15 protein-coding genes and 1 riboswitch are annotated in these 18,529 nt (G+C 65.1%); of the genes, 7 read left to right on the top strand and 8 right to left on the bottom strand.

Annotation, left to right across the window (positions count from 1 at the left end; all coding sequences use genetic code 11):
• Positions 1 to 97 precede the first annotated feature (97 nt).
• The 3 genes from nrdR to WKW82_RS27935 all read right to left on the bottom strand — a co-directional run bounded on the left by nrdR (position 98) and on the right by WKW82_RS27935 (position 2,823).
• Positions 98 to 541 (bottom strand): transcriptional regulator NrdR, encoded by a 444-nt coding sequence (gene nrdR / locus WKW82_RS27945; protein ID WP_340345857.1) that lies wholly within the window; start codon positions 539 to 541, stop codon positions 98 to 100.
• Positions 542 to 564: 23 nt separating this feature from the next.
• Entirely contained in the window at positions 565 to 1,809 is a 1,245-nt protein-coding gene (gene glyA / locus WKW82_RS27940; RefSeq protein WP_340345856.1) for a serine hydroxymethyltransferase, read from the bottom strand.
• A gap of 39 nt (positions 1,810 to 1,848) precedes the next feature.
• A riboswitch (ZMP/ZTP riboswitch) is annotated at positions 1,849 to 1,972 on the bottom strand.
• A 23-nt stretch (positions 1,973 to 1,995) separates the two neighbouring features.
• Positions 1,996 to 2,823 carry a lytic transglycosylase domain-containing protein gene (locus WKW82_RS27935; protein WP_340345855.1) on the bottom strand — a complete coding sequence of 276 codons (828 nt, stop codon included), beginning with the start codon at positions 2,821 to 2,823 and terminating at the stop codon, positions 1,996 to 1,998.
• A gap of 607 nt (positions 2,824 to 3,430) precedes the next feature.
• Here WKW82_RS27935 and WKW82_RS27930 point away from each other — a divergent pair.
• From WKW82_RS27930 to WKW82_RS27920, 3 genes are all read left to right on the top strand, one after another.
• The gene (locus WKW82_RS27930; protein WP_422823610.1) at positions 3,431 to 7,249 is read left to right on the top strand and encodes a DUF748 domain-containing protein; all 3,819 of its coding nucleotides are present in this window, start codon (positions 3,431 to 3,433) and stop codon (positions 7,247 to 7,249) included.
• Positions 7,250 to 7,434: 185 nt separating this feature from the next.
• A complete protein-coding gene (locus WKW82_RS27925; RefSeq protein WP_340345852.1) occupies positions 7,435 to 10,239 on the top strand; it encodes a DUF349 domain-containing protein in 2,805 nt (934 codons plus the stop codon).
• Positions 10,240 to 10,241: 2 nt separating this feature from the next.
• Positions 10,242 to 10,760: a hypothetical protein gene (locus WKW82_RS27920; protein ID WP_340345851.1), complete on the top strand. Its 519-nt coding sequence runs from the start codon at positions 10,242 to 10,244 to the stop codon at positions 10,758 to 10,760.
• Between the two features lie 49 nt (positions 10,761 to 10,809).
• Here the strand turns inward: WKW82_RS27920 and WKW82_RS27915 are convergent, their stop codons facing one another.
• The 5 genes from WKW82_RS27915 to WKW82_RS27895 form a co-directional block, all read right to left on the bottom strand.
• On the bottom strand, positions 10,810 to 11,601 hold the full coding sequence (locus WKW82_RS27915; protein WP_340345850.1) for a M90 family metallopeptidase: 792 nt from the start codon (positions 11,599 to 11,601) through the stop codon (positions 10,810 to 10,812).
• Positions 11,602 to 12,375 carry a UDP-2,3-diacylglucosamine diphosphatase gene (locus WKW82_RS27910; RefSeq protein WP_340345849.1) on the bottom strand — a complete coding sequence of 258 codons (774 nt, stop codon included), beginning with the start codon at positions 12,373 to 12,375 and terminating at the stop codon, positions 11,602 to 11,604.
• Positions 12,376 to 12,395: 20 nt separating this feature from the next.
• A complete protein-coding gene (locus tag WKW82_RS27905; protein WP_340345848.1) occupies positions 12,396 to 12,908 on the bottom strand; it encodes a peptidylprolyl isomerase in 513 nt (170 codons plus the stop codon).
• Positions 12,909 to 12,923: 15 nt separating this feature from the next.
• Positions 12,924 to 13,511 (bottom strand): peptidylprolyl isomerase, encoded by a 588-nt coding sequence (locus WKW82_RS27900; protein ID WP_422823607.1) that lies wholly within the window; start codon positions 13,509 to 13,511, stop codon positions 12,924 to 12,926.
• Between the two features lie 63 nt (positions 13,512 to 13,574).
• Positions 13,575 to 14,168, bottom strand: coding sequence for a tetratricopeptide repeat protein (locus WKW82_RS27895; protein WP_340345846.1), 594 nt, complete (start codon positions 14,166 to 14,168; stop codon positions 13,575 to 13,577).
• Positions 14,169 to 14,374: 206 nt separating this feature from the next.
• Here WKW82_RS27895 and cysS point away from each other — a divergent pair, with 206 nt between their 5' ends.
• The 4 genes from cysS to tilS all read left to right on the top strand — a co-directional run bounded on the left by cysS (position 14,375) and on the right by tilS (position 18,508).
• Positions 14,375 to 15,751: a cysteine--tRNA ligase gene (cysS, locus tag WKW82_RS27890; protein ID WP_340345844.1), complete on the top strand. Its 1,377-nt coding sequence runs from the start codon at positions 14,375 to 14,377 to the stop codon at positions 15,749 to 15,751.
• Between the two features lie 13 nt (positions 15,752 to 15,764).
• Positions 15,765 to 16,418 carry a DNA-3-methyladenine glycosylase family protein gene (locus tag WKW82_RS27885; RefSeq protein WP_340345843.1) on the top strand — a complete coding sequence of 218 codons (654 nt, stop codon included), beginning with the start codon at positions 15,765 to 15,767 and terminating at the stop codon, positions 16,416 to 16,418.
• A gap of 17 nt (positions 16,419 to 16,435) precedes the next feature.
• A complete protein-coding gene (locus WKW82_RS27880) occupies positions 16,436 to 17,410 on the top strand; it encodes an acetyl-CoA carboxylase carboxyltransferase subunit alpha (protein ID WP_340345842.1) in 975 nt (324 codons plus the stop codon).
• Positions 17,411 to 17,539: 129 nt separating this feature from the next.
• The gene (tilS, locus tag WKW82_RS27875) at positions 17,540 to 18,508 is read left to right on the top strand and encodes a tRNA lysidine(34) synthetase TilS (RefSeq protein ID WP_340345840.1); all 969 of its coding nucleotides are present in this window, start codon (positions 17,540 to 17,542) and stop codon (positions 18,506 to 18,508) included.
• Positions 18,509 to 18,529: the final 21 nt, after the last annotated feature.

The raw sequence follows: 18,529 nt of genomic DNA, 5'->3' as shown, positions 1-18,529 counted from the left end.
GCGGCTTGTCGCCGACGAACGGCGCCGTTAGGCGAACTTATGACAATTTAGTGTATTTGTGTCGGCAAATTCACAAAGATGTCGTTCTTGGTTACCGTCAGATATCGCGCAACAACTGTCGAAACTCGTCTACATCCTCAAAGCTCCGATACACCGACGCAAAGCGCACATAGGCCACCTTGTCGAGCTTTTTCAGTTCGCGCATCACCAGTTCACCGACCTTGTTCGACTCGATTTCGCGCAAGCCAAGCGCCAGCAACTCTTGCTCGATGCGTCGCAATGCGTCGTCGATCTGTTCGATTGTCACCGGCCGTTTGCGCAGCGCCAGCATCATCGAAGCGCGGACCTTGCTCGCTTCGAAGTCGGCACGCCCGCCATCCTTCTTGACGACCACCGGGAAGTTGACGTCCGGCCGCTCATAGGTCGTGAAGCGTTTCTCGCAGGACCCGCATTGGCGGCGGCGGCGCACGAAGTCGCCGTCTTCCGACACGCGGGTCTCGACGACCTGCGTCTCAAGGTGGCTGCAGAATGGGCATTTCAAGCTGCGGCCCGCCGTCGTCTTGGTCAGCGGTAGACCGGGAAGCGCGTGGTCAGTGCCTCGACCTTGGCGCGCACCGCCGCCAGGTTCGCTTCGTCGCGCGGGTTGTCCAGCACGTCCGCGATCAGGTGCGCCGTGGCGCGGGCTTCCTCGTCCTTGAAGCCGCGCGTGGTCATGGCCGGGGTGCCGATGCGCACGCCGCTGGTGACCATCGGCTTTTCCGGATCGTTGGGAATCGCGTTCTTGTTGATCGTCATGTGCGCGCTGCCGAGCACCGCCTCGGCTTCCTTGCCGGTGATGCCCTTGGGGCGCAGGTCGACCAGCATCAGGTGGCTCTGGGTGCCACCGCTCACGATGCGCAGGCCGCGCTGGGTCAGCGTCTCGGCGACGATCTGCGCGTTCTTGATGACCTGCTGCTGGTAAGTCTTGAACTCGGGCGTCAGCGCTTCCTTGAAGGCCACCGCCTTGGCGGCGATGACGTGCATCAGCGGACCACCTTGCAGGCCCGGGAAGATCGCGCTGTTGATGACCTTCTCATGCTGCGACTTCATCAGGATGATGCCGCCGCGCGGGCCGCGCAGGCTCTTGTGCGTGGTGGAGGTGACGATGTCGGCGTGCGGCACCGGATTCGGGTAGCAACCCGCGACCACGAGGCCAGCATAGTGGGCGATGTCGACCATGAAGATCGCGCCAACGTCCTTCGCGACCTTGGCGAAGCGCTCGAAATCGATGTGCAGCGAATAGGCCGAGGCGCCGGCGATGATCAGCTTGGGCATGTGCTCATGCGCCTTGCGCTCCATCGCGTCGTAGTCGATGGCCTCGTTCTTGTCCAGGCCGTAGCTCACCACGTTGAACCACTTGCCGCTCATGTTGAGCGGCATGCCGTGGGTCAGGTGGCCGCCTTCGGCCAGGCTCATGCCCATGATGGTGTCGCCGGGCTTGAGGAAGGCCAGCATCACGGCTTCGTTGGCGGAAGCGCCGCAGTGCGGCTGTACGTTGGCTGCGTCGGCGCCGAACAGCTGCTTGACGCGGTTGATCGCGAGTTGCTCTGCCACGTCGACGTGCTCGCAGCCACCGTAGTAGCGCTTGCCGGGATAACCTTCAGCGTACTTGTTGGTGAGTTGCGAACCCTGCGCCGCCATGACGGCGGGCGAGGCGTAGTTTTCACTCGCGATGAGTTCGATGTGCTGTTCCTGGCGTGCGTTTTCGGCCTGGATGACAGCCCACAGTTCGGGGTCGGTCTGTTCGACCAGATTGTTGCGTTGGTACATGGCAGTCCTGTGAAGACAAATTTCCTTGTTCATGCAAACAAGGGCTGCCCAGGCGAACGGCGGAACGTCCGGCAAGCCGGCCGGTACGCTCCCAAGTGGTATTCCACGTCAGCGCATGGACCCTGCAGGAGGGTTGCGCCTATCGCCAGTCGCGTACCGCGCCAGTGTAGCCGAGAGACCCGCGGCTCAGGAGCCGCTCTCCAGCATCGCGAACTTCTCACCTTCACCGCGTTCGGGTGACTTGCCCCGCTCGGCCACAGACAGGCTCCGGCTCGAGGTCGTGGAGGGGGCCTTGCCCTGGGCAACCTGCCGAAGGCGTGCATGCTCGGCCAGCACCTTGCCGGCATAGCCGCCGTCGTCTTCCAGGTTGGCAGCGCCGACGTAGTGGCGCAGGCCGCCCTCGACGGACCCGGCGCGCGCAATGCATTCCTGCAGCACCTTGACGCCCACGCGCATGTTGGTGATCGGATCGAAAGCCGTCAGCGTGCCACCAGCGCTTTCATATTTCTCGCCATGGATGCGGGTCATCACTTGCATCAGGCCTTGGGCGCCCACACTGCTCTGGGCGAACGGATTGAAGCTGGATTCCACGGCCATGATGGCCAGGATCAAGGTCGGGTCGAGCTTGGTGCGCTTGCCGATCTCGTAAGCCTCGGCGACGAGCGCACTCAGTGGTTCCGCTGCAACACGGTACTTCTTGCTGAGCCAGTAGGCCACCGCGGCCTGCTGTTTGGGCAGGTCGCCAGGGCTTGCCGCCGTGGTGCGGTCGATCGCATTCGGTTGCAGGTCGGTCGGCTCGGGGGCTACAACGGGCTTGCGCGACTGGAGCCAGCCCATCAGGTGGGCCTCGCCAGATTCGCGCAGGTCTGGCCGGGCCAGAAGCGCCAGTGCGGCAAACACGATCGACAGTCCAATCAACGCGAAGCCGTTGTGGGTAAGTTCAAAGAAGCCATCTGCCACATCGGACCAGAAGGTCCGTAGCCCGCGGGCTGTGGAGGCCAAGGCCTGTTTCATCGCTTTTCCTTTCGTCGTCGGTACCGGAAACGCGGGCGCGCATGAAGCGGGCCAGGTCGACAGTACCGTCGCTGGGGGTTGGTATCAGGTTCCGCGCGAGAGGGGAGAGGAGCGCGGCCGCCTGATAGGGCCGGTGGCAAGAGTGCACGCGGCGGCGGAGTACAAAAGACTGCAAGCTGCAAGAGTGCAGCAGGGTTGAGCGAATTCTATGGATGGGCTAATACCCGGTCAAGAATATCGTCTAGTAGTCTTATTCTAAAAAAGACCTGAGGAAAGTTCGTGCCTGTAGTCAGAAAGGGCTCACTGAAAGCGATTGAAACACCGATTTGCAAAGGCCATTCCACCGCTTAAAGTGAATGTGCCTGAACCGTCAGGCGCTACGCCAAAGGCCGAGAACAGAGGGATTTCTCCCGGTTCGACGTTGGAAGCACCCCCCGGTGGCAATCTCTTGCTGCCAGCGAGACCGGAACCATTCAACTTCCGGTCAAGCGAAAAGATGGCATGGGTTTTGAACTCGCCATCAGGCCCGGTGACGAGACTCTGCGTCGACTCACCGGGCTTTCTTGTTTCTGGGAACCCGTGTGGCTTTACGGCACACTTCTCCATGATGAATGCTGCTGGCCTGAGACAAAACAAATGGGTGCGACGCGTGATCGTCGCGGTGCTCACTGTTCTGCTGATCTGGCTGGTGGCGTGGCTGGTGGTTCCGCCGCTGCTCAAGAGTCAGTTGCAAAACATCGCGAGCGCGAAGCTGGGGCGGCAGGTCACGGTGGGCAAGATCGATTTCAAGCCCTGGACCATGGAGCTGGCGCTGAACGACCTGCACATCGCCACGGCCGACGGCAAGGGCGACCAACTGGCGATCAAGCGGATCTACGTCGATGCCGAGATGGAGTCGATCGTGCGCCTGGCGCCGGTGGTCGATGCGGTGACCATCGACCAGCCGACAGTCGCGCTGAAGCACCTGGGCGATGGCCACTACGACATCGACGACATCATTGCCAAGCTGGCGACGCCGCCCGACAAGCCGCCAGGGGAGCCACCGCGCTTTGCTATCTACAACATCGCGGTGAATGGCGGCTCGGTCGATTTCGACGACCAAGCCGTCCAGCGCAAGCACACCCTGCGCGACCTGGTGCTGAACGTGCCGTTCATCAGCAACCTGGCTTCCCTGCGCGAGGCCAAGGTGGAGCCCAAGCTGGCTTTCACCTTCAACGGCAGCAAGTTCGATTCGGCCGCTGCGACGACGCCCTTCGCCGAGAGCCGCAAGACCGACGCGCAGATCCAGTTCAAGGGGCTCGACCTGGTGCCGTACCTGGGCTATGTACCGGCCGGGATGCCGGTGCAACTGAAGGCGGGTTCGCTCGACGCCGACGTCAAGATCGACTTCGAGCGTGCCACCACCGCGGGCCTGAAGATTTCCGGCACGGTCGCGACCCATGGGATTCGGGTGGCGGATGGCGAGGGGCGCGAGTTGCTGGCCTTCGACAGTCTGACGATCGGGCTGACGGATATCAGGCCGTTGGAACGGGTGGTTCATCTGGGGGAAATCGCCTTGGTTGCGCCCAACCTCGCTGTGGCGCGCGATGCGGCCGGCAAGCTGAACCTGCTGCCGAAGAATCCGGCGACAGGCGCCCCAGAAAAGCCCGCGCCAAAACCCGATGCGGACGACGCCGCCGCCGTACCCAAGGCGCCCGCCGCCACGCCCTGGAAGATCGAGGTCGACAAGTTCGCCCTCAGCGACGGCAACATCGGCTGGCATGACGAGACCGTCAAGCCGGCCGCCGGGGTCGAAATGACCGGGCTGGGCGTGCATGCCACCGGAATCCAGTGGCCCATGGAGAAACCCGCGAGTTTCAGCGGGGGCCTGGCCATCGGCGGGGCGGGGCTCAAGTTCGAGGGCCAGGGCACCGACAAGGCGGCCACGGTCAAGGCGCAGGTCGAGGCCTTGCCGCTGTCGCTGGCGGCGCCCTATCTGGCGCAGAGCCTGGAACCTACGCTCGACGGCAAGCTGGGCGGTGAAGTCGAGATCGCCTGGACGCAGCCGGAGCTCAAGTTCAAGGCGAACAAGGTCTCGATCGATGGCCTGGCGCTGTCGCAGGGCAAGACGGCGTTGGCCAGCGTGGGACGCTTTGAACTGACCGATGCGGTCGCGGACATGACGCAGCACACGCTTGCGATCGGCACTTTCAGCGCCAACCAGCCCAAGGTGCGTGTCGAGCGCGACAAGGAAAAGCGCTGGATGTTCGAGCGCTGGCTCAAGACGCCTTCCGGCAATGGGCAGCCCGCAGGGGAGGCCGCAAAGGTTGCCGCGCCCAAGCCGACGGATGCCGGGTCGGCCAAGGCGAATCCGAACACCAGGCCATGGGGGCTGACCATCGGCAATCTGCTGATCGATGGCGGTGCGGTTTCTTATGCCGACGATGCCGCCAGCACGCCCGTGGCCGTGGAGATCACCGCGCTCAAGGTCAGCGCGCAGAAGCTGGCGCCCAATACCGCCACTTCGTCTCCGCTGGAAGTGTCCGGCCGCATCGGGGCCGGGCGCTCGGACCCCGGCAAGTTCCTCTATAAGGGCAACGTGGTGTTGAAGCCGGTGTCGGCGGAAGGCCGTCTCGAGGTGGGTAGCTTTCCGGTGCACGCGTTCAAGGCCTATTACTCGGACGCACTCAATGTCGATGTGCGTCGGGCGTTCGCCAGCTATCGGGGCACGGTCAACTATGCCCAGATGCTCGCCGGGATGAGCGCGAAAGTGGTGGGCGACCTGGCGGTGGATGACCTTCGCATCAACAGCGTCCAGTTGACCCAGTCCCCCGGATTCGACCGATCGAACAACCAGTTGCTCGGCTGGAAGACGCTGGGCCTGCGCGGGTTGCAGGTGACGCTGGCCCCCAGCACACCGCCCCGGGTCGACGTGCGCGAAACCTCGCTGACGGATTTCTTCGCGCGGGTGATCGTTGACCCGACCGGGCGGCTCAACCTGCAGGACCTGACGAAGAAGGGCGAGCAGGAGGGCATCGCGAAGGCGGCGGCCGCGCCGCAGCCGGCGACCCCCACCACCCAGCGCAAGTTCGGTGGCGTGCGGATCACTTCCAGGACGCCGCCGGGCAGCACGACAGGCGAACCGCCGCCGGCCGAATTGATGGTGGGCGGTGGCGCGCCAGCACCGGCACCCACGTCTGCCGCGCCGGTGGCCGCGGCGCAGCCGGAGGACACGGGCATGAAGCCGGTCATCAATTTCGGCCCGATGAGCCTGGTCAACGGCAAGATCGACTTCACCGACCTGTTCGTCAAGCCCAACTATTCAGCGGACCTGAGCGAACTCACCGGCAAGCTCAGCGCGTTCTCGTCCAATCCGCCCAAGGGCAGCACCGGCTCGCCCGAGCTGGCCGACCTGGAGTTGCGCGGCAAGGCCCAGCAGACCGCGTCGCTCGAGATCACAGGCAAGCTCAATCCCCTGGCCAAGCCGCTGGAACTCGACATCACGGCCAAGATGCGCGAACTGGACCTGGCACCCCTCTCCCCGTATTCGGCCAAGTACGCCGGCCATGGCATCGAGCGCGGCAAGATGAGCATGGACGTCAACTACAAGATTGCGCCCGATGGTCAGTTGATCGCCACCAACAAGCTGATACTGAACCAGCTCCAGTTCGGCGACGAGGTGCCCGGCGCGACGCGAACCTTGCCGGTGCGCCTGGCCGTTGCCTTGCTGGCCGATCGCAACGGCGTGATCGACGTTGACCTGCCGCTGCGGGGATCGCTGAACGACCCGCAGTTCAGCATCGGCCCACTGATCTGGAAGGCCATCGTCAACCTGATCGTGAAGGCCGCGACGGCGCCGTTCGCCCTTCTCACAGGCGGCGGCGGGGGCGGTGGCGATGGCAGTTCGATCGTGTTCGACCCCGGTAGCGCGACCTTGAATGCCGCAGCCAAGGAGAGCCTCGACAAGATCGCCAAGGCCATGATCGACAAGCCGGGCCTGCGCCTCACCGTGAGCGGCACGGCCAGCCTGGAGCAGGAGCGCATTCCTTACCAGAAGGCGCGCCTGCGCCAGTTGACCCAGGCTGAGAAGCGCCGCGTCGCGGTGCGTGCAGGCAAGGACGCTGCCGAGGTGTCGCCGGTCACCGACGCTGAGTACCCCGACTTGCTCACAGCCATCTACAAGCGCGCCGACATCACCAAGCCGCGCAACATGGTCGGCCTGGCCAGGGACCTCCCCGTCGCAGACATGGAAAACCTGATGATCACCAACATCCCGGTCGACGAGGAAGTGATCCGTCAACTGGCCGTGGAACGCGGCGGCGAGGTGCGCGACTACCTGCTCGCTCAGAAAGTGCCGACCGAGCGACTTTTTCTTGGCGCGGTGCGTGTGCAGGCGGGCGCGGGCGAATCCAAGCCGGGGGCGGAACTCAAACTCGACATGCGATAGGGAGTTTCTGAACGAGTTTCGCGCTGCGCGAAGACTGTTCAGAGCCTCATTGCCACGCACGTAAACAGTTGCTCGCAGACAGGCCCCCTCGGGTCTGTGAAAATGCGGGGTTCGCCGGAATTCGGGCGCCCTTTGCCGGGTGCAATTCCGCGCACCTTTCTTTCAAGACAAAGACATCCGTTCCCGTGACCTCAAGCACCAAATCCCTCGACATCCAGGCCCTCGACACGCTCACCGGCGGCGCCTTCACCGCCCCGACCTCGGGCGAGCGCGCGCAGCGAATCCGCGACTGGCTGGCGGGGCAGCCCACGACCGAGCAATTGCAGGATGTGTTCAAGGAACTCAGCGGGCGCGACAAGGGCGCGGCGCGGCCCGTGCGCGAGAAGCTCGACGAGATCCGCCGCGCCAAGGGGCAGGAAGTCATTGCCGCCGAATGGGCGCACAAGGCCGAGGCGCTGCTGGCCCAGCCCAAGCTCAACATCGCCGACGCGCTCGCCTGGCAGCGCGATGCGGCCAAGGCCGGCGCGCCGCTGTCGCGCGAGCCGCTGACTGGCTTCAAGGCCCGCCTCGCCGATCGCGTGAAGGGCATCGAAGACCTGCAGCATCGCGCGCAGGTGCATCGCGAGGCCGCCGTGCTGCTGGCGCAGCGCTTTGAAGTGCTGTCGACCAAGGGCTGGAAGGACGCGCAGGCGGCCGAGGAAGCACTGCGCGGCGACGTCACGCACTGGACGCAACAGGCCGACGAGATCGCCGCGGATGCCAACTGGACCAGCCTCGATGGCAAGTTCGCGCCGCAACTGGAAGCCTCGCGGGCGCAGTTGCTGAGCGTGTCCGACGCCTTCCATGCCGCGTTGGCCCAAGCCGTCGCCGCTGCCAACGATGCCGCCGCGGCCCTGCCACCCGTGCCTGTGTGGGCCGACGAACTGCGCGCTGCGCGTGGCGAGGTGGTTGCGCCCAAGGCTGCGCCCGCCAAGCCGGCCCGTCCGCCGGTCGATCCGTCCGTGCGTGCCGCCGCGCAAGACGCGGTGCAGACCGCGCTCACCAAGCTGGAGCAGGAAACCGCGGAAGGCCACGGCAAGGCCAGCGCTGGCGCTGCCGCGGCACTGCGTGCAGTGCTCAAGGAGCATGGCAAGCTGGTCGAGTCCGAGCTGGAGTCGCGTGTGCATGCGGCGCTCGTCGCTGCCGGCGAACTCGAAGGCTGGCAGCGCTGGAGCGCCGACAAGGTGCGCGAAGACCTCGTTGCCAAGGCCGAGGGCCTGCTCAAGCGCCCGGAAGGCCAGGCCCTCGGCGGTCGCAAGATGCAGGAGACGCTGCGCGCCCTGCGCGACCAGTGGAAGCAGTCCGACCAGGGCGGTGTGCCCAACCATGCGCTGTGGAAGCGCTTCGACGAAGCCTGCAACGAGGCTCACAAGGTGGTCGAGGCGTGGCTGGAAAAGGTTCGTGCCGATGCAGCCGAGCACCGTGCGCAGCGCCTGGCGCTCATCGAAGAGGTGAAGACCTGGGCGGCGGCCCATGCCGACGCGGCCGACCTCAAGGCGCACAACCGCGCCCTGCATCAGTTCGCCGATCGCTGGCGCGATGCCGGCCACGTGGGCGAGAAGGTGTTCGCCGAATTGCAGCCGCATTGGAACGAAGCCTTCGGCGCTGCCCGCGCGCCCTTCGAATCGGCCCAGAAGGTCAGCGTCGAGCGACGCCAGGCCATGATCGCCGAGGCCGTGGAACTCGGCGCCGCGCCGATGCTGCGCATCGATGCGGTCAAGGCGCTGCAACAGCGCTGGCAGGCGGAAGCCCAGGGCGTGCCGCTCGATCGCCGGCAGGAACAGAAGATGTGGGACGCTTTCCGCGCCCCGATCGACGAGGCTTTCAATCGCAAGACGGCCGAGCGCGAAAAGGTGTCGTCGGCGATGAGCGAGCACGACCGCAATGTGCTGTTGGCATCGAAGGCGCTGGAAGCCGCCAATGCCACCGGTGATGCGCAGAAGATTCGCGCCGCGATGAACCAACTCGAAGCCGCGATGCGTGGCGAGAAGGTTCAGATCGCGGAGGCGCCGGCCAAGGCCGCGGCCACCTCGCACCTCAACACGGCCGAGTCGGCGCCTCCGGCGCAGGCCGCGGAGGCGGCCGAAGCCGAATTCGCAGAGAGCGCGGGTCAAGCGCAGTCGTCGGGTGAGACCGACCAGGCCGCAGCACCCGCGCCCGCCGAGGCGCATGACCTGGTCGCACCCGCCGGCAGCGCCGATGCGGCTGCGAGCGGCGAAAGCGCTGGCGGTGCAGCGCCTGCACCTGCGGCGGTGGCAGCGCCCAAGCCCGTGGTTGCGATGCGCCGCGCCGATGACCGTCCCGGCATGCGCAAGCCTGAGCCGGCGATGGCGGGCCGAGGCGGCCGTCCCGGTGATCGCGGTGGCGATCGTCGTGACAGCCGTGGCCCCGGCGGCCCGGGCGGCCGGCCGGACCGCGCCGGCGCGCCGGGTGGCGATCGCGGCGGTCGCTTCGGCGACCGTGGCGCAGCGCCGCGCTTCGAGGACCGTGGACCCCGCCTGGGTGACGCGGCTTTCCGCGCGCAACGCGATGCGGTCGAGCATGCACAAGCTGCGTTGCGCAAGCTCGCTGCCCAAGCGCATGGCGAAGCCTTGACGCAATTGCTCGGGGCTTGGGAAAAGCGCGACGCCGCGGCGTTGCCCACAGTACAGGAACTCGGTCGCGCGGTCTCCCCGGCTGTGCGCGGCGCTTGGTCGCAGGCCCTCGGGTCGACACCAGCGGGCAATCCGCAGGACGCATTGCTGCGGCTGGAAATCGCGGCCGAAGTGCCGACGCCCGCCGAGCATGTCGATGCGCGCCGCACCATGCAGCTCCAATTGCTGACCAAGCGCAACGAGCCGACGCCTGCTCAAACGTGGGGGCAGGACGCTGCCAAGGTGCTGGCCGGCAGCCACGATGCTGCCACCGCGCGCCGTCTGCAGAACGTGCTCAAGACGCTGCTGAAAGGCTAGCGATGCAACGCAGCCGCTTCGGTCTCTTGCTCCCGGCGATCGTGCTGGCAGCAGGGCTGAGTGGCTGTGAGTTGATGGCGCCGAAGCAGGCGGGCGAGGCGGGTGCGCCTCCGCTGACGCCTGAACAGGAGGCGGCGAAGGCCGCGTTGCCCGCGCCGGTGCGCAAGATCACGCAGCAGACGCCGGAAGTGCGGGGCTATCGCAAGACCGGCGCTCGCCACATCTATACGGTCTACAAGACGCGGATCTACAAAGGCAAGATTCCGCCGCTGGTCTATGCGGTGGTCACGGTCGAGACGCATCTGGGCGCTGACGGTCGAGTCGAGGCCGTGACCTTCATGCGGACGCCGGAACATGCGCCGGAGGTCAGCCTGCAGATCGCGGAGTTGATCAACAAGGCCTCGCCGCTACCGCCGCCACCCGCGAAGATCGGCGCGCACACCTACGTCGAGACCTGGCTGTGGGACAAGAGCGGCAACTTCCAGCTCGACACGCTGACGCTGGGCCAGCGCAGCCGGTGATGGAGCCGCCAGTCTGGATTCGGCGGACTGATGAACCTCTTCGAACGGACTATCGTCGCCTGGATTTGAAAAACTCGTCGAACAACGCAAGCAGCGGGGCGAAATCCGCGCCAAAGCGCGCGCGGTTCACGAAGTACGCCTCACAGGCCACCGCGAAGAATTCGCCGATGTTGACGGCGCCGTAGTCGTCAAGCCACGGCCTCTCGGCGCCGAAGCGGTCGGCCATGATGGTTTTCTCGCGGAAGTCGTCGTAGGCGGGCTTCAGCACGGCCAGCCATGCGGCGCGGGCCGCGTTAGCAGTGGGTGCGCCCGCGAACCCGACGGGCAGGGGCGGACAGCCGTCGACCGCGCCGTCGCGCATGTCGATCTTGTGGGCGAACTCGTGAATGACGACGTTGTAGCCGGTGCCGGTGGTGTTGCTGCTGTCCAGCACGGCCTTCCAGCTCAACGTCACCGGGCCGTTCTCCATGGCCTCGCCGGCGATCACTTCGTCGTACTCGTGCACCACTTGCGTCGGATCGGTGACGCGGCGGCGCGCGACCATCTCGTCGGCGTGCACCACGATGCCGACGAAATCGTCGTACCAGTCCAGGCCACCTCGCAGGTGAAGCACAGGCAGCACAGCCTGTGCGGCGATGGCCAATGCCACCTCGTCCGTGATCTCGAAACCCTTGGCGCCGTGGAAGCGCTTGTCCCGCAGGAACAGGGCGCTCAGCTCGCGCAGGCGCACCGCATCGGATGCCGGAAGATTCGAGAGGAAGGGATAGCGGTCGAGCGTCGCTCGCCAGGCCGCATCGGGAATCTGCGGTCCCGCGCGCAGGTTGCGCAGCCAACTCAACATCTAGCGCAAGTCCACGCGTTGGGCGCCAGCGACGGAGAGGCACAGCACCTGCGCACGGGGCGGATGGGCAGCGGCATCCCAGTCGCTCAGCACGATGCGCCGCAGGCCATTGCCGAGGTCATGCTCCGCGGGGCGATGCGTGTGCCCGTGGATCAGCGTTCGCGCATTCGCGCGATGCAGCCAGTCGCGTGCCGCATCGGCATCGACATCGGCCCACACCATGCCGGGGCTGCGCTTGCGGTCTTCGCTCTGATTGCGTACCGAGCGGGCCAGCGCGCGCCGTTCTTCCAGCGGCCGTGCGAGCAAAGCCTGCTGCCATTCGGGCGATCGCACCTGCGCGCGGAATTGGAGGTACTCGTGGTCGTCGAGGCACAACGCGTCGCCGTGGCTCAGCAGCCAGCGCTCGCCATGCAGCACGAGGACCGTCGGGTCGTCCAGCATCGTCACGCCGCTGCGGGCGGCGAAGTCCGCGCCCATCAGGAAGTCGCGATTGCCGTGCATCACGAAGATCGGCCGGCGCTGGGACGCATTGCGCAACACCTCCACGCACTCCGCCTCGAAGCCGGGCTGGGACGCCACGTCATCGCCGGGCCAAACCTCCAGCAGGTCGCCGAGGATGAAGATCGCGTCCGCGGGCGTGGTCTCGAAATAGCCGCACCACGCTTGAAAGGTGGCGGGCTCGTCGACGTGCAGATGCAGGTCGGAAAGCAGGTCGACGGTGCGCCACACGGGCGGCGCAACGCATTCGGCAAAAGCCGCGTCATGGGTCGTCATGCGGGCCTTTGCAGCATGGTTCACTCAGCGGTGACGACGGCCTTCTCGATCACGACGTCTTCGAGCGGCACGTCGTCATGGAAGCCCTTGCGGCCGGTCTTCACGGCTTCGATCTTGTCGACCACGTCGCTGCCCGAGATGACCTTGCCGAACACGGCATAGCCCCAGCCCTGGGCCGAGGGCGCGGTGTGATTCAGGAAGCTGTTGTTCGATGCGTTGATGAAGAACTGCGCGGTGGCCGAGTGCGGTGCGTTGGTGCGCGCCATGGCCACGGTGTACTTGTCGTTCTTCAGGCCGTTGTTGGCTTCGTTCTGGATCTCCGCGGCGGTCGGCTTCTGCTTCATGCCGGGTTCGAAGCCGCCGCCCTGGACCATGAAGCCGGGGATGACGCGGTGGAACACGGTGTTGTCGTAGTGGCCGTTCTTGACGTAGGCGAGGAAATTCTCGACCGACTTGGGTGCCTTGGCACGGTCGAGTTCAAGCGTGACGACGCCCTGGTTCTTGATGTGGAGTTCGACTTGCGGATTGCTCATGGTGCGGTTCTCGGGTTACTTCGCCACGACGGTGGCGGACTGGATGATGATGGGCTCGGCAGGCACGTCGGACATGCCGCCCTTTGCGCCGGTGCGCGTGGCGCGGATCTTGTCGACGACGTCGGTGCCGGCCACGACCTTGCCAAACACGGTGTAGCCATGGCCGTCAGGGCTGGGCGCGTTCAGCATCGCGTTGTCCTTCACGTTGATGAAGAACTGCGAGGTGGCGGAGTTCGGGTCGCCGGTGCGGGCCATGGCGATGGTGTACTTGTCGTTCTTCAGGCCGTTGCTGGCTTCGAGCGGAATTGGCGCGCGCGTCTGCTTCTGCTTCAGCTCGGGCGTGAAGCCGCCGCCCTGGATCATGAAGCCGTCGATCACGCGGTGGAACACCGTGCCGTCGTAGTGCTTCTCGTTGACGTACTGCAGGAAGTTCGCCACCGTCTTCGGCGCCTTGGCCGGGTCGAGCTGCACCACGATGTCGCCCATCGATGTGGCGAGCTTCACGCGCGGCGCGGAAGCATCTTGTGCCCATGCGGTGCCGGTCAACAGCGCTGCGGCGCCCAGGGCCAGGGCGGCGCGTCGGGTCAGGTAGGAAATGTTCAAGAAGAGTCTCCCTTTCATGGCAGTGCCGCCGGCACCGCCGGAGCAGCGCCCAACGGCGGGGGGTTACTTGCGAATGCCTGGCTTGGTGAGGGCCGGCGCGGCTTGCGGCAATGTACCTGCTGCGCGCTCGCTGGCCGGCGTGAAGATCTGGCGGATCAACGTGAGTTTGGGGGCAATGCCAGCGTTGGCGGGTTCGAGTTGCTGTGCGCGGGTGTAGGACTGTGCGGCGAGCCTTGCGTAGACGTCGCCGAGGTTCTCATGCGCGGTGGCATAGGAAGGGTTCAGCTTGACCGCCATTTCCAGCGCGGTGCGGGCCTTGTCGAACTGGCTTTGCGACGCATAGAGCGCGGCCAGGTTGTTGTAGGGCTCGGGCAGTTCGGGGAAGTCCTGTGTGAGCTGGGTGAAGGCCACAGTTGCCTCGGGCACCTTGCCTTGCTCGCTGAGGATCACGCCGCGCAGGAAGCGCATCTGCGGGTCGCGCGGCTTGCCGACGATGTAGGTCTCGGCCTTGTTGAGGGCTTCGGCCTGCTTGCCCTGGCGCAGCAACAGGTTGACGTCTGCATACTCGTCCGCATGGGCCGCGCCCAGCAGCAGCGCAAAGGCGAGGGCGGAGACAATGCGGGTGATGATGTGCATGGAAGGTGCGGCGTGCTTCATGAAGCCTCTGGAAAAAGAGCGGATGAGGGCTCGACAAACACCCGAAAAAATGCCCGCTGCCGGCCGTTTATACTTGAAATGAATTGTAGCTGAGGGACCGCTCGGCAGCCCTTGCCGCTACAACCCCAACACCCCAGAAATACGCGGCCATTTTTCGGCATTGCATCAGCGACGCACGAGCATCCAATGGCGGCCTTCGAAATTCCATGAGTCTGCGCATCTACAACACGCTCTCGCGTGAACTGGAGAACTTTTCTCCACTGCAACCCGGCCGCGTGCGCATGTACGTCTGCGGCATGACGGTGTACGACCTGTGCCACATCGGCCATGCCCGGATGATGATGGCCTTCGACGTGGTGCAACGCTGGTTGCGTTCGAGTGGCTTTGACGTCACCTATGTCCGCAACATCACCGACATCGACGACAAGATCATTGCCCGCGCACTGGCGCGCGGCATCACGATCCGTGCGTTGACCGAGGAGGTGGTGGCGGAAATGCACCAGGACATCGGCGCGCTCGGCATCGAGCCGCCGACCATCGAGCCGCGCGCCACCGAGTACGTGCCGCAGATGCTCGACATCATCGGGAAGCTCGAGCAGAAGGGCCTGGCCTACCGCTCGACCAACGGTGACGTGAACTATGCGGTGCGCAAGTTCCCGGGCTACGGAAAGCTCTCGGGCAAGTCGCTCGATGAGTTGCATGCGGGCGAACGCGTGGCGGTGCTCGACGGCAAGGAAGATCCGCTGGACTTCGTGCTGTGGAAGTCGGCCAAGCCGACCGAGCCGGACGATGCGAAATGGGAAAGCCCCTTCGGCGTGGGCCGGCCGGGTTGGCACATCGAGTGCTCGGCCATGTGCCGCGCGACGCTCGGGGATACCTTCGACATCCACGGTGGCGGCGCGGACCTGCAGTTCCCGCACCACGAGAACGAGATCGCACAGAGTGAAGGCGCGACGGGCAAGCCGCTGGCGCGCTTCTGGGTGCACAACGGCTTCGTGCGCGTGGACAACGAGAAGATGTCCAAGAGCCTGGGCAACTTCTTCACTATCCGCGAGGTGCTGCAGAAGTACGACGCGGAGAGCCTGCGTTTCTTCCTGGTGAGGACGCACTACCGCAGTGCGTTGAACTACAGCGATGCGCATCTGGACGACGCGCGCAACTCGCTCAAGCGGCTGTACACGGCGCTCGATGGCGTCGCTCCTGCAGACATTGCGATCGACTGGTCGCAACCCCATGCCGCGCGCTTCAAGGCTGCGATGGACGAAGACTTCGGCACGCCGGAAGCGATCGCGGTGCTGTTCGATCTGGCGGGCGAAGTCAACCGGACGCGCTCGCCTGAACTGGCTGGCTTGTTGAAGGCGCTCGGCGGCACTTTGGGTGTCTTGCAGGGTGATCCGCAGGCCTTCCTGCAAGCCGGCAGCGCGCTCGACGATGCGGCCATCCAGGTGCTGATCGCCGAACGTGCGGCGGCCAAGGCAGCAAAGAATTTCGCGGAGGCGGATCGCATCCGCAAGCACCTCCTGGAGCAAGGCATCGTGCTGAAGGATTCACCCACCGGAACCACTTGGGCTTCGGCGCAGTGAATTGAGGATCAGCGTGGCGCCTGTCAAGAAAGCAACTGTCGAGATCTTCACGCCCGACTACTGGGAAGAAGCGTGCAAGCACCTGGCGAAGAAGGACCGGGTGATGAAGCGGCTCATCCCGCAGTTCGGCGACGTGCGGCTCGAGTCGCGCGGTGACGCGTTCACCACGCTGGCGCGCAGCATCGTGGGCCAGCAAGTCTCGGTGAAGGCCGCGCAAACGGTGTGGGACAAGTTCGAGGCGCTGCTGCCGCGCAAGATGACGCCGGCCAATGTGCTGAAGCTCAAGGTCGATGACATGCGTGCCTGCGGCCTGTCGGCGCGCAAGGTGGAGTATCTGGTCGACCTGGCCATTCATTTCGACACGCAGGCCGTGCATGTCAATGCGTGGAAACATATGGCGGACGAGCTCATCATCGAGGAGCTGGTCGCGATCCGCGGCATCGGCCGTTGGACAGCTGAAATGTTCCTGATTTTTCACCTGATGCGGCCCAATGTGCTCCCGTTGGACGACATTGGCCTCATCACCGGCATCAGCCAGAATTATTTTTCCGGCGACCCTGTCAGCCGCAGCGATGCACGTGAAGTTGCTGTCGCCTGGGCACCCTATTGCAGCGTCGCAACTTGGTATATTTGGCGTTCACTCGACCCGGCACCGGTCGTGTACTGAACAACAAGGAGAAGACGTTGGCGAAACGAACCTTCCTCGATTTCGAGCAGCCCATTGCGGAACTCGAAAGCAAGATTGAAGAACTGCGATATGTGCAAACCGAGTCGGCGGTCGACATCTCCGAAGAGATCGATCAGCTCGGCAAGAAGAGCCAGCAACTCACCAAGGACATCTACAGCGACCTGACGCCCTGGCAGATCACCAAGATCGCGCGGCATCCGGAGCGTCCTTACACGCTCGACTATGTGAACGAGATCTTCACGGATTTCGTCGAGCTGCATGGCGACCGGCATTTCTCGGACGACCTGTCGATCGTGGGCGGGCTTGCGCGCTTCAACGGCACGCCTTGCATGGTCATCGGACATCAGAAGGGGCGCGACACGAAGGAGCGCACGGCGCGCAACTTCGGCATGAGCAAGCCTGAGGGCTATCGCAAGGCGCTGCGCCTGATGAAGACGGCCGAGAAGTTCAAGCTGCCGGTCTTCACCTTCGTCGACACGCCGGGTGCGTATCCCGGCATCGATGCGGAAGAGCGCGGGCAGTCCGAAGCGATCGGTCGCAACATCTTCGAGATGGCGCAACTGGAGGTGCCGATCATCGTCACCATCATCGGTGAGGGTGGCTCGGGTGGCGCGCTGGCGATTTCGGTGGGCGACCAGTTGCTGATGCTGCAGTACTCGATCTACTCGGTGATCAGTCCCGAAGGCTGTGCTTCGATTCTCTGGAAGACTTCGGAGAAGGCGAAGGAAGCGGCGGATGCGCTGGGCATCACGGCGCATCGCTTGAAGGCGCTGGGCCTGGTCGACAAGATCGTGAGCGAGCCCGTGGGCGGCTCGCACCGCGATCATCGCCAGATGGCCGCGTTCCTGAAGCGCGCGCTGGGCGATGCGTTCCGACAGGTCAGCGACATGAAGGTCAAGGAACTGCTGGACCGTCGCTACGAACGGCTGCAGAGCTACGGCCGCTTCAACGACACCAAGGCTGACAAGTAGTCGCTGCGGCGCCCGACGTGGGCGCCGGCTGTTGCGGCCCGCCTGCGCGGACTTCCTGCAATGGGCCACGCGCGCGGGCTTCCCGCAGCGGCCCGCATGTCCGAGACGAGCGCGTCGCACAATCCTCCGATGAAATTCGATGAGGCCATTGCGGCTTTCGAGCCGGCGCTTCCGCTTGCCGTGGCCTACAGCGGCGGCGCGGATTCGACGGCGCTGCTGATCGCTTGTGCTGCGCGCTGGCCGGGTCAGGTGGAGGCCTTCCATGTGCATCACGGGTTGCAGGCGGCGGCCGACGGATTCGAGCGCCATTGCGCTGATGTTTGCGAGCGCCTGGGCGTGACGCTGAAGGTGCAGCGCGTCGATGCGCGGCATGCTCCAGGCGAGAGTCCGGAAGACGCGGCGCGACGCGCCCGCTATGCATCGTTGGCAACGCTCGCCCGAGGCGATGGCACGCGTGCCGAAGTGCGTTCGATCGGACTCGGCCAGCACGCCGACGATCAAGCGGAGACTGTGTTGCTGGCGCTGTCACGCGGCGCGGGATTGGCCGGATTGGCGGCCATGCCGGAGGTGGCGCAACGAGATGGCCTGATGTTCCACCGACCCTTGCTCGGTGTGCCCGCCGCGGACATCCGCGCATGGCTGACCGCGCGCGACGTGCCATGGATCGAAGACCCGAGCAATGCCGATGCGCGCTTCACACGCAACCGCATCCGTGCCGAACTTCTGCCGGCACTCGACCGTGCCTTCCCGCAATTCCGGTTGACCTTCGCCCGCAGCGCGCGGCACGCGGCGCAAGCACACGGCCTGCTCGTCGAGTTGGGACAGCAGGACCTGGCAACCATCGGCACGCCGCCGGCCATCGACGCTTTGCGCCGGTTGTCGCGCGCGCGCCAAGCGAACGTGCTGCGTCACTGGTTGCTGAGGACCCACGGCTGCACACCCAGCACGGCGCAACTCGACGAACTGCTGGACCAGGTCGAGGCCTGCACCACGCGCGGCCACCGCTTGCACATCAAGATCGGCACGGGCTTCGCCGAACGGAGGGGGGCATTCCTCCATTGGTACAATCCTTCGCCCCCGACGGAGGCTTCGCGCTGAAAGTCAAGGGTGTACCACCGC

The sequence above is a fragment of the Variovorax rhizosphaerae genome, from assembly GCF_037889975.1.
Lineage (GTDB): Bacteria > Pseudomonadota > Gammaproteobacteria > Burkholderiales > Burkholderiaceae_C > Variovorax > Variovorax rhizosphaerae.
Note: the sequence above shows the minus strand (reverse complement) of the source record. Positions and strands in the feature narration are given on the sequence as shown.

Excerpts from the sequence above, each read along its gene's own strand:
- WKW82_RS27895 (WP_340345846.1), bottom strand. The coding sequence starts at position 14,168 with ATGAAGCACGCCGCACCTTCCATGCACATCATCACCCGCATTGTCTCC.
- WKW82_RS27930 (WP_422823610.1), top strand. The coding sequence starts at position 3,431 with ATGAATGCTGCTGGCCTGAGACAAAACAAATGGGTGCGACGCGTGATC.
- WKW82_RS27905 (WP_340345848.1), bottom strand. The coding sequence starts at position 12,908 with ATGAGCAATCCGCAAGTCGAACTCCACATCAAGAACCAGGGCGTCGTC.
- WKW82_RS27910 (WP_340345849.1), bottom strand. The coding sequence starts at position 12,375 with ATGACGACCCATGACGCGGCTTTTGCCGAATGCGTTGCGCCGCCCGTG.
- tilS (WP_340345840.1), top strand. The coding sequence starts at position 17,540 with ATGAAATTCGATGAGGCCATTGCGGCTTTCGAGCCGGCGCTTCCGCTT.
- WKW82_RS27920 (WP_340345851.1), top strand. The coding sequence starts at position 10,242 with ATGCAACGCAGCCGCTTCGGTCTCTTGCTCCCGGCGATCGTGCTGGCA.
- glyA (WP_340345856.1), bottom strand. The coding sequence starts at position 1,809 with ATGTACCAACGCAACAATCTGGTCGAACAGACCGACCCCGAACTGTGG.
- WKW82_RS27935 (WP_340345855.1), bottom strand. The coding sequence starts at position 2,823 with ATGAAACAGGCCTTGGCCTCCACAGCCCGCGGGCTACGGACCTTCTGG.
- cysS (WP_340345844.1), top strand. The coding sequence starts at position 14,375 with ATGAGTCTGCGCATCTACAACACGCTCTCGCGTGAACTGGAGAACTTT.
- WKW82_RS27915 (WP_340345850.1), bottom strand. The coding sequence starts at position 11,601 with ATGTTGAGTTGGCTGCGCAACCTGCGCGCGGGACCGCAGATTCCCGAT.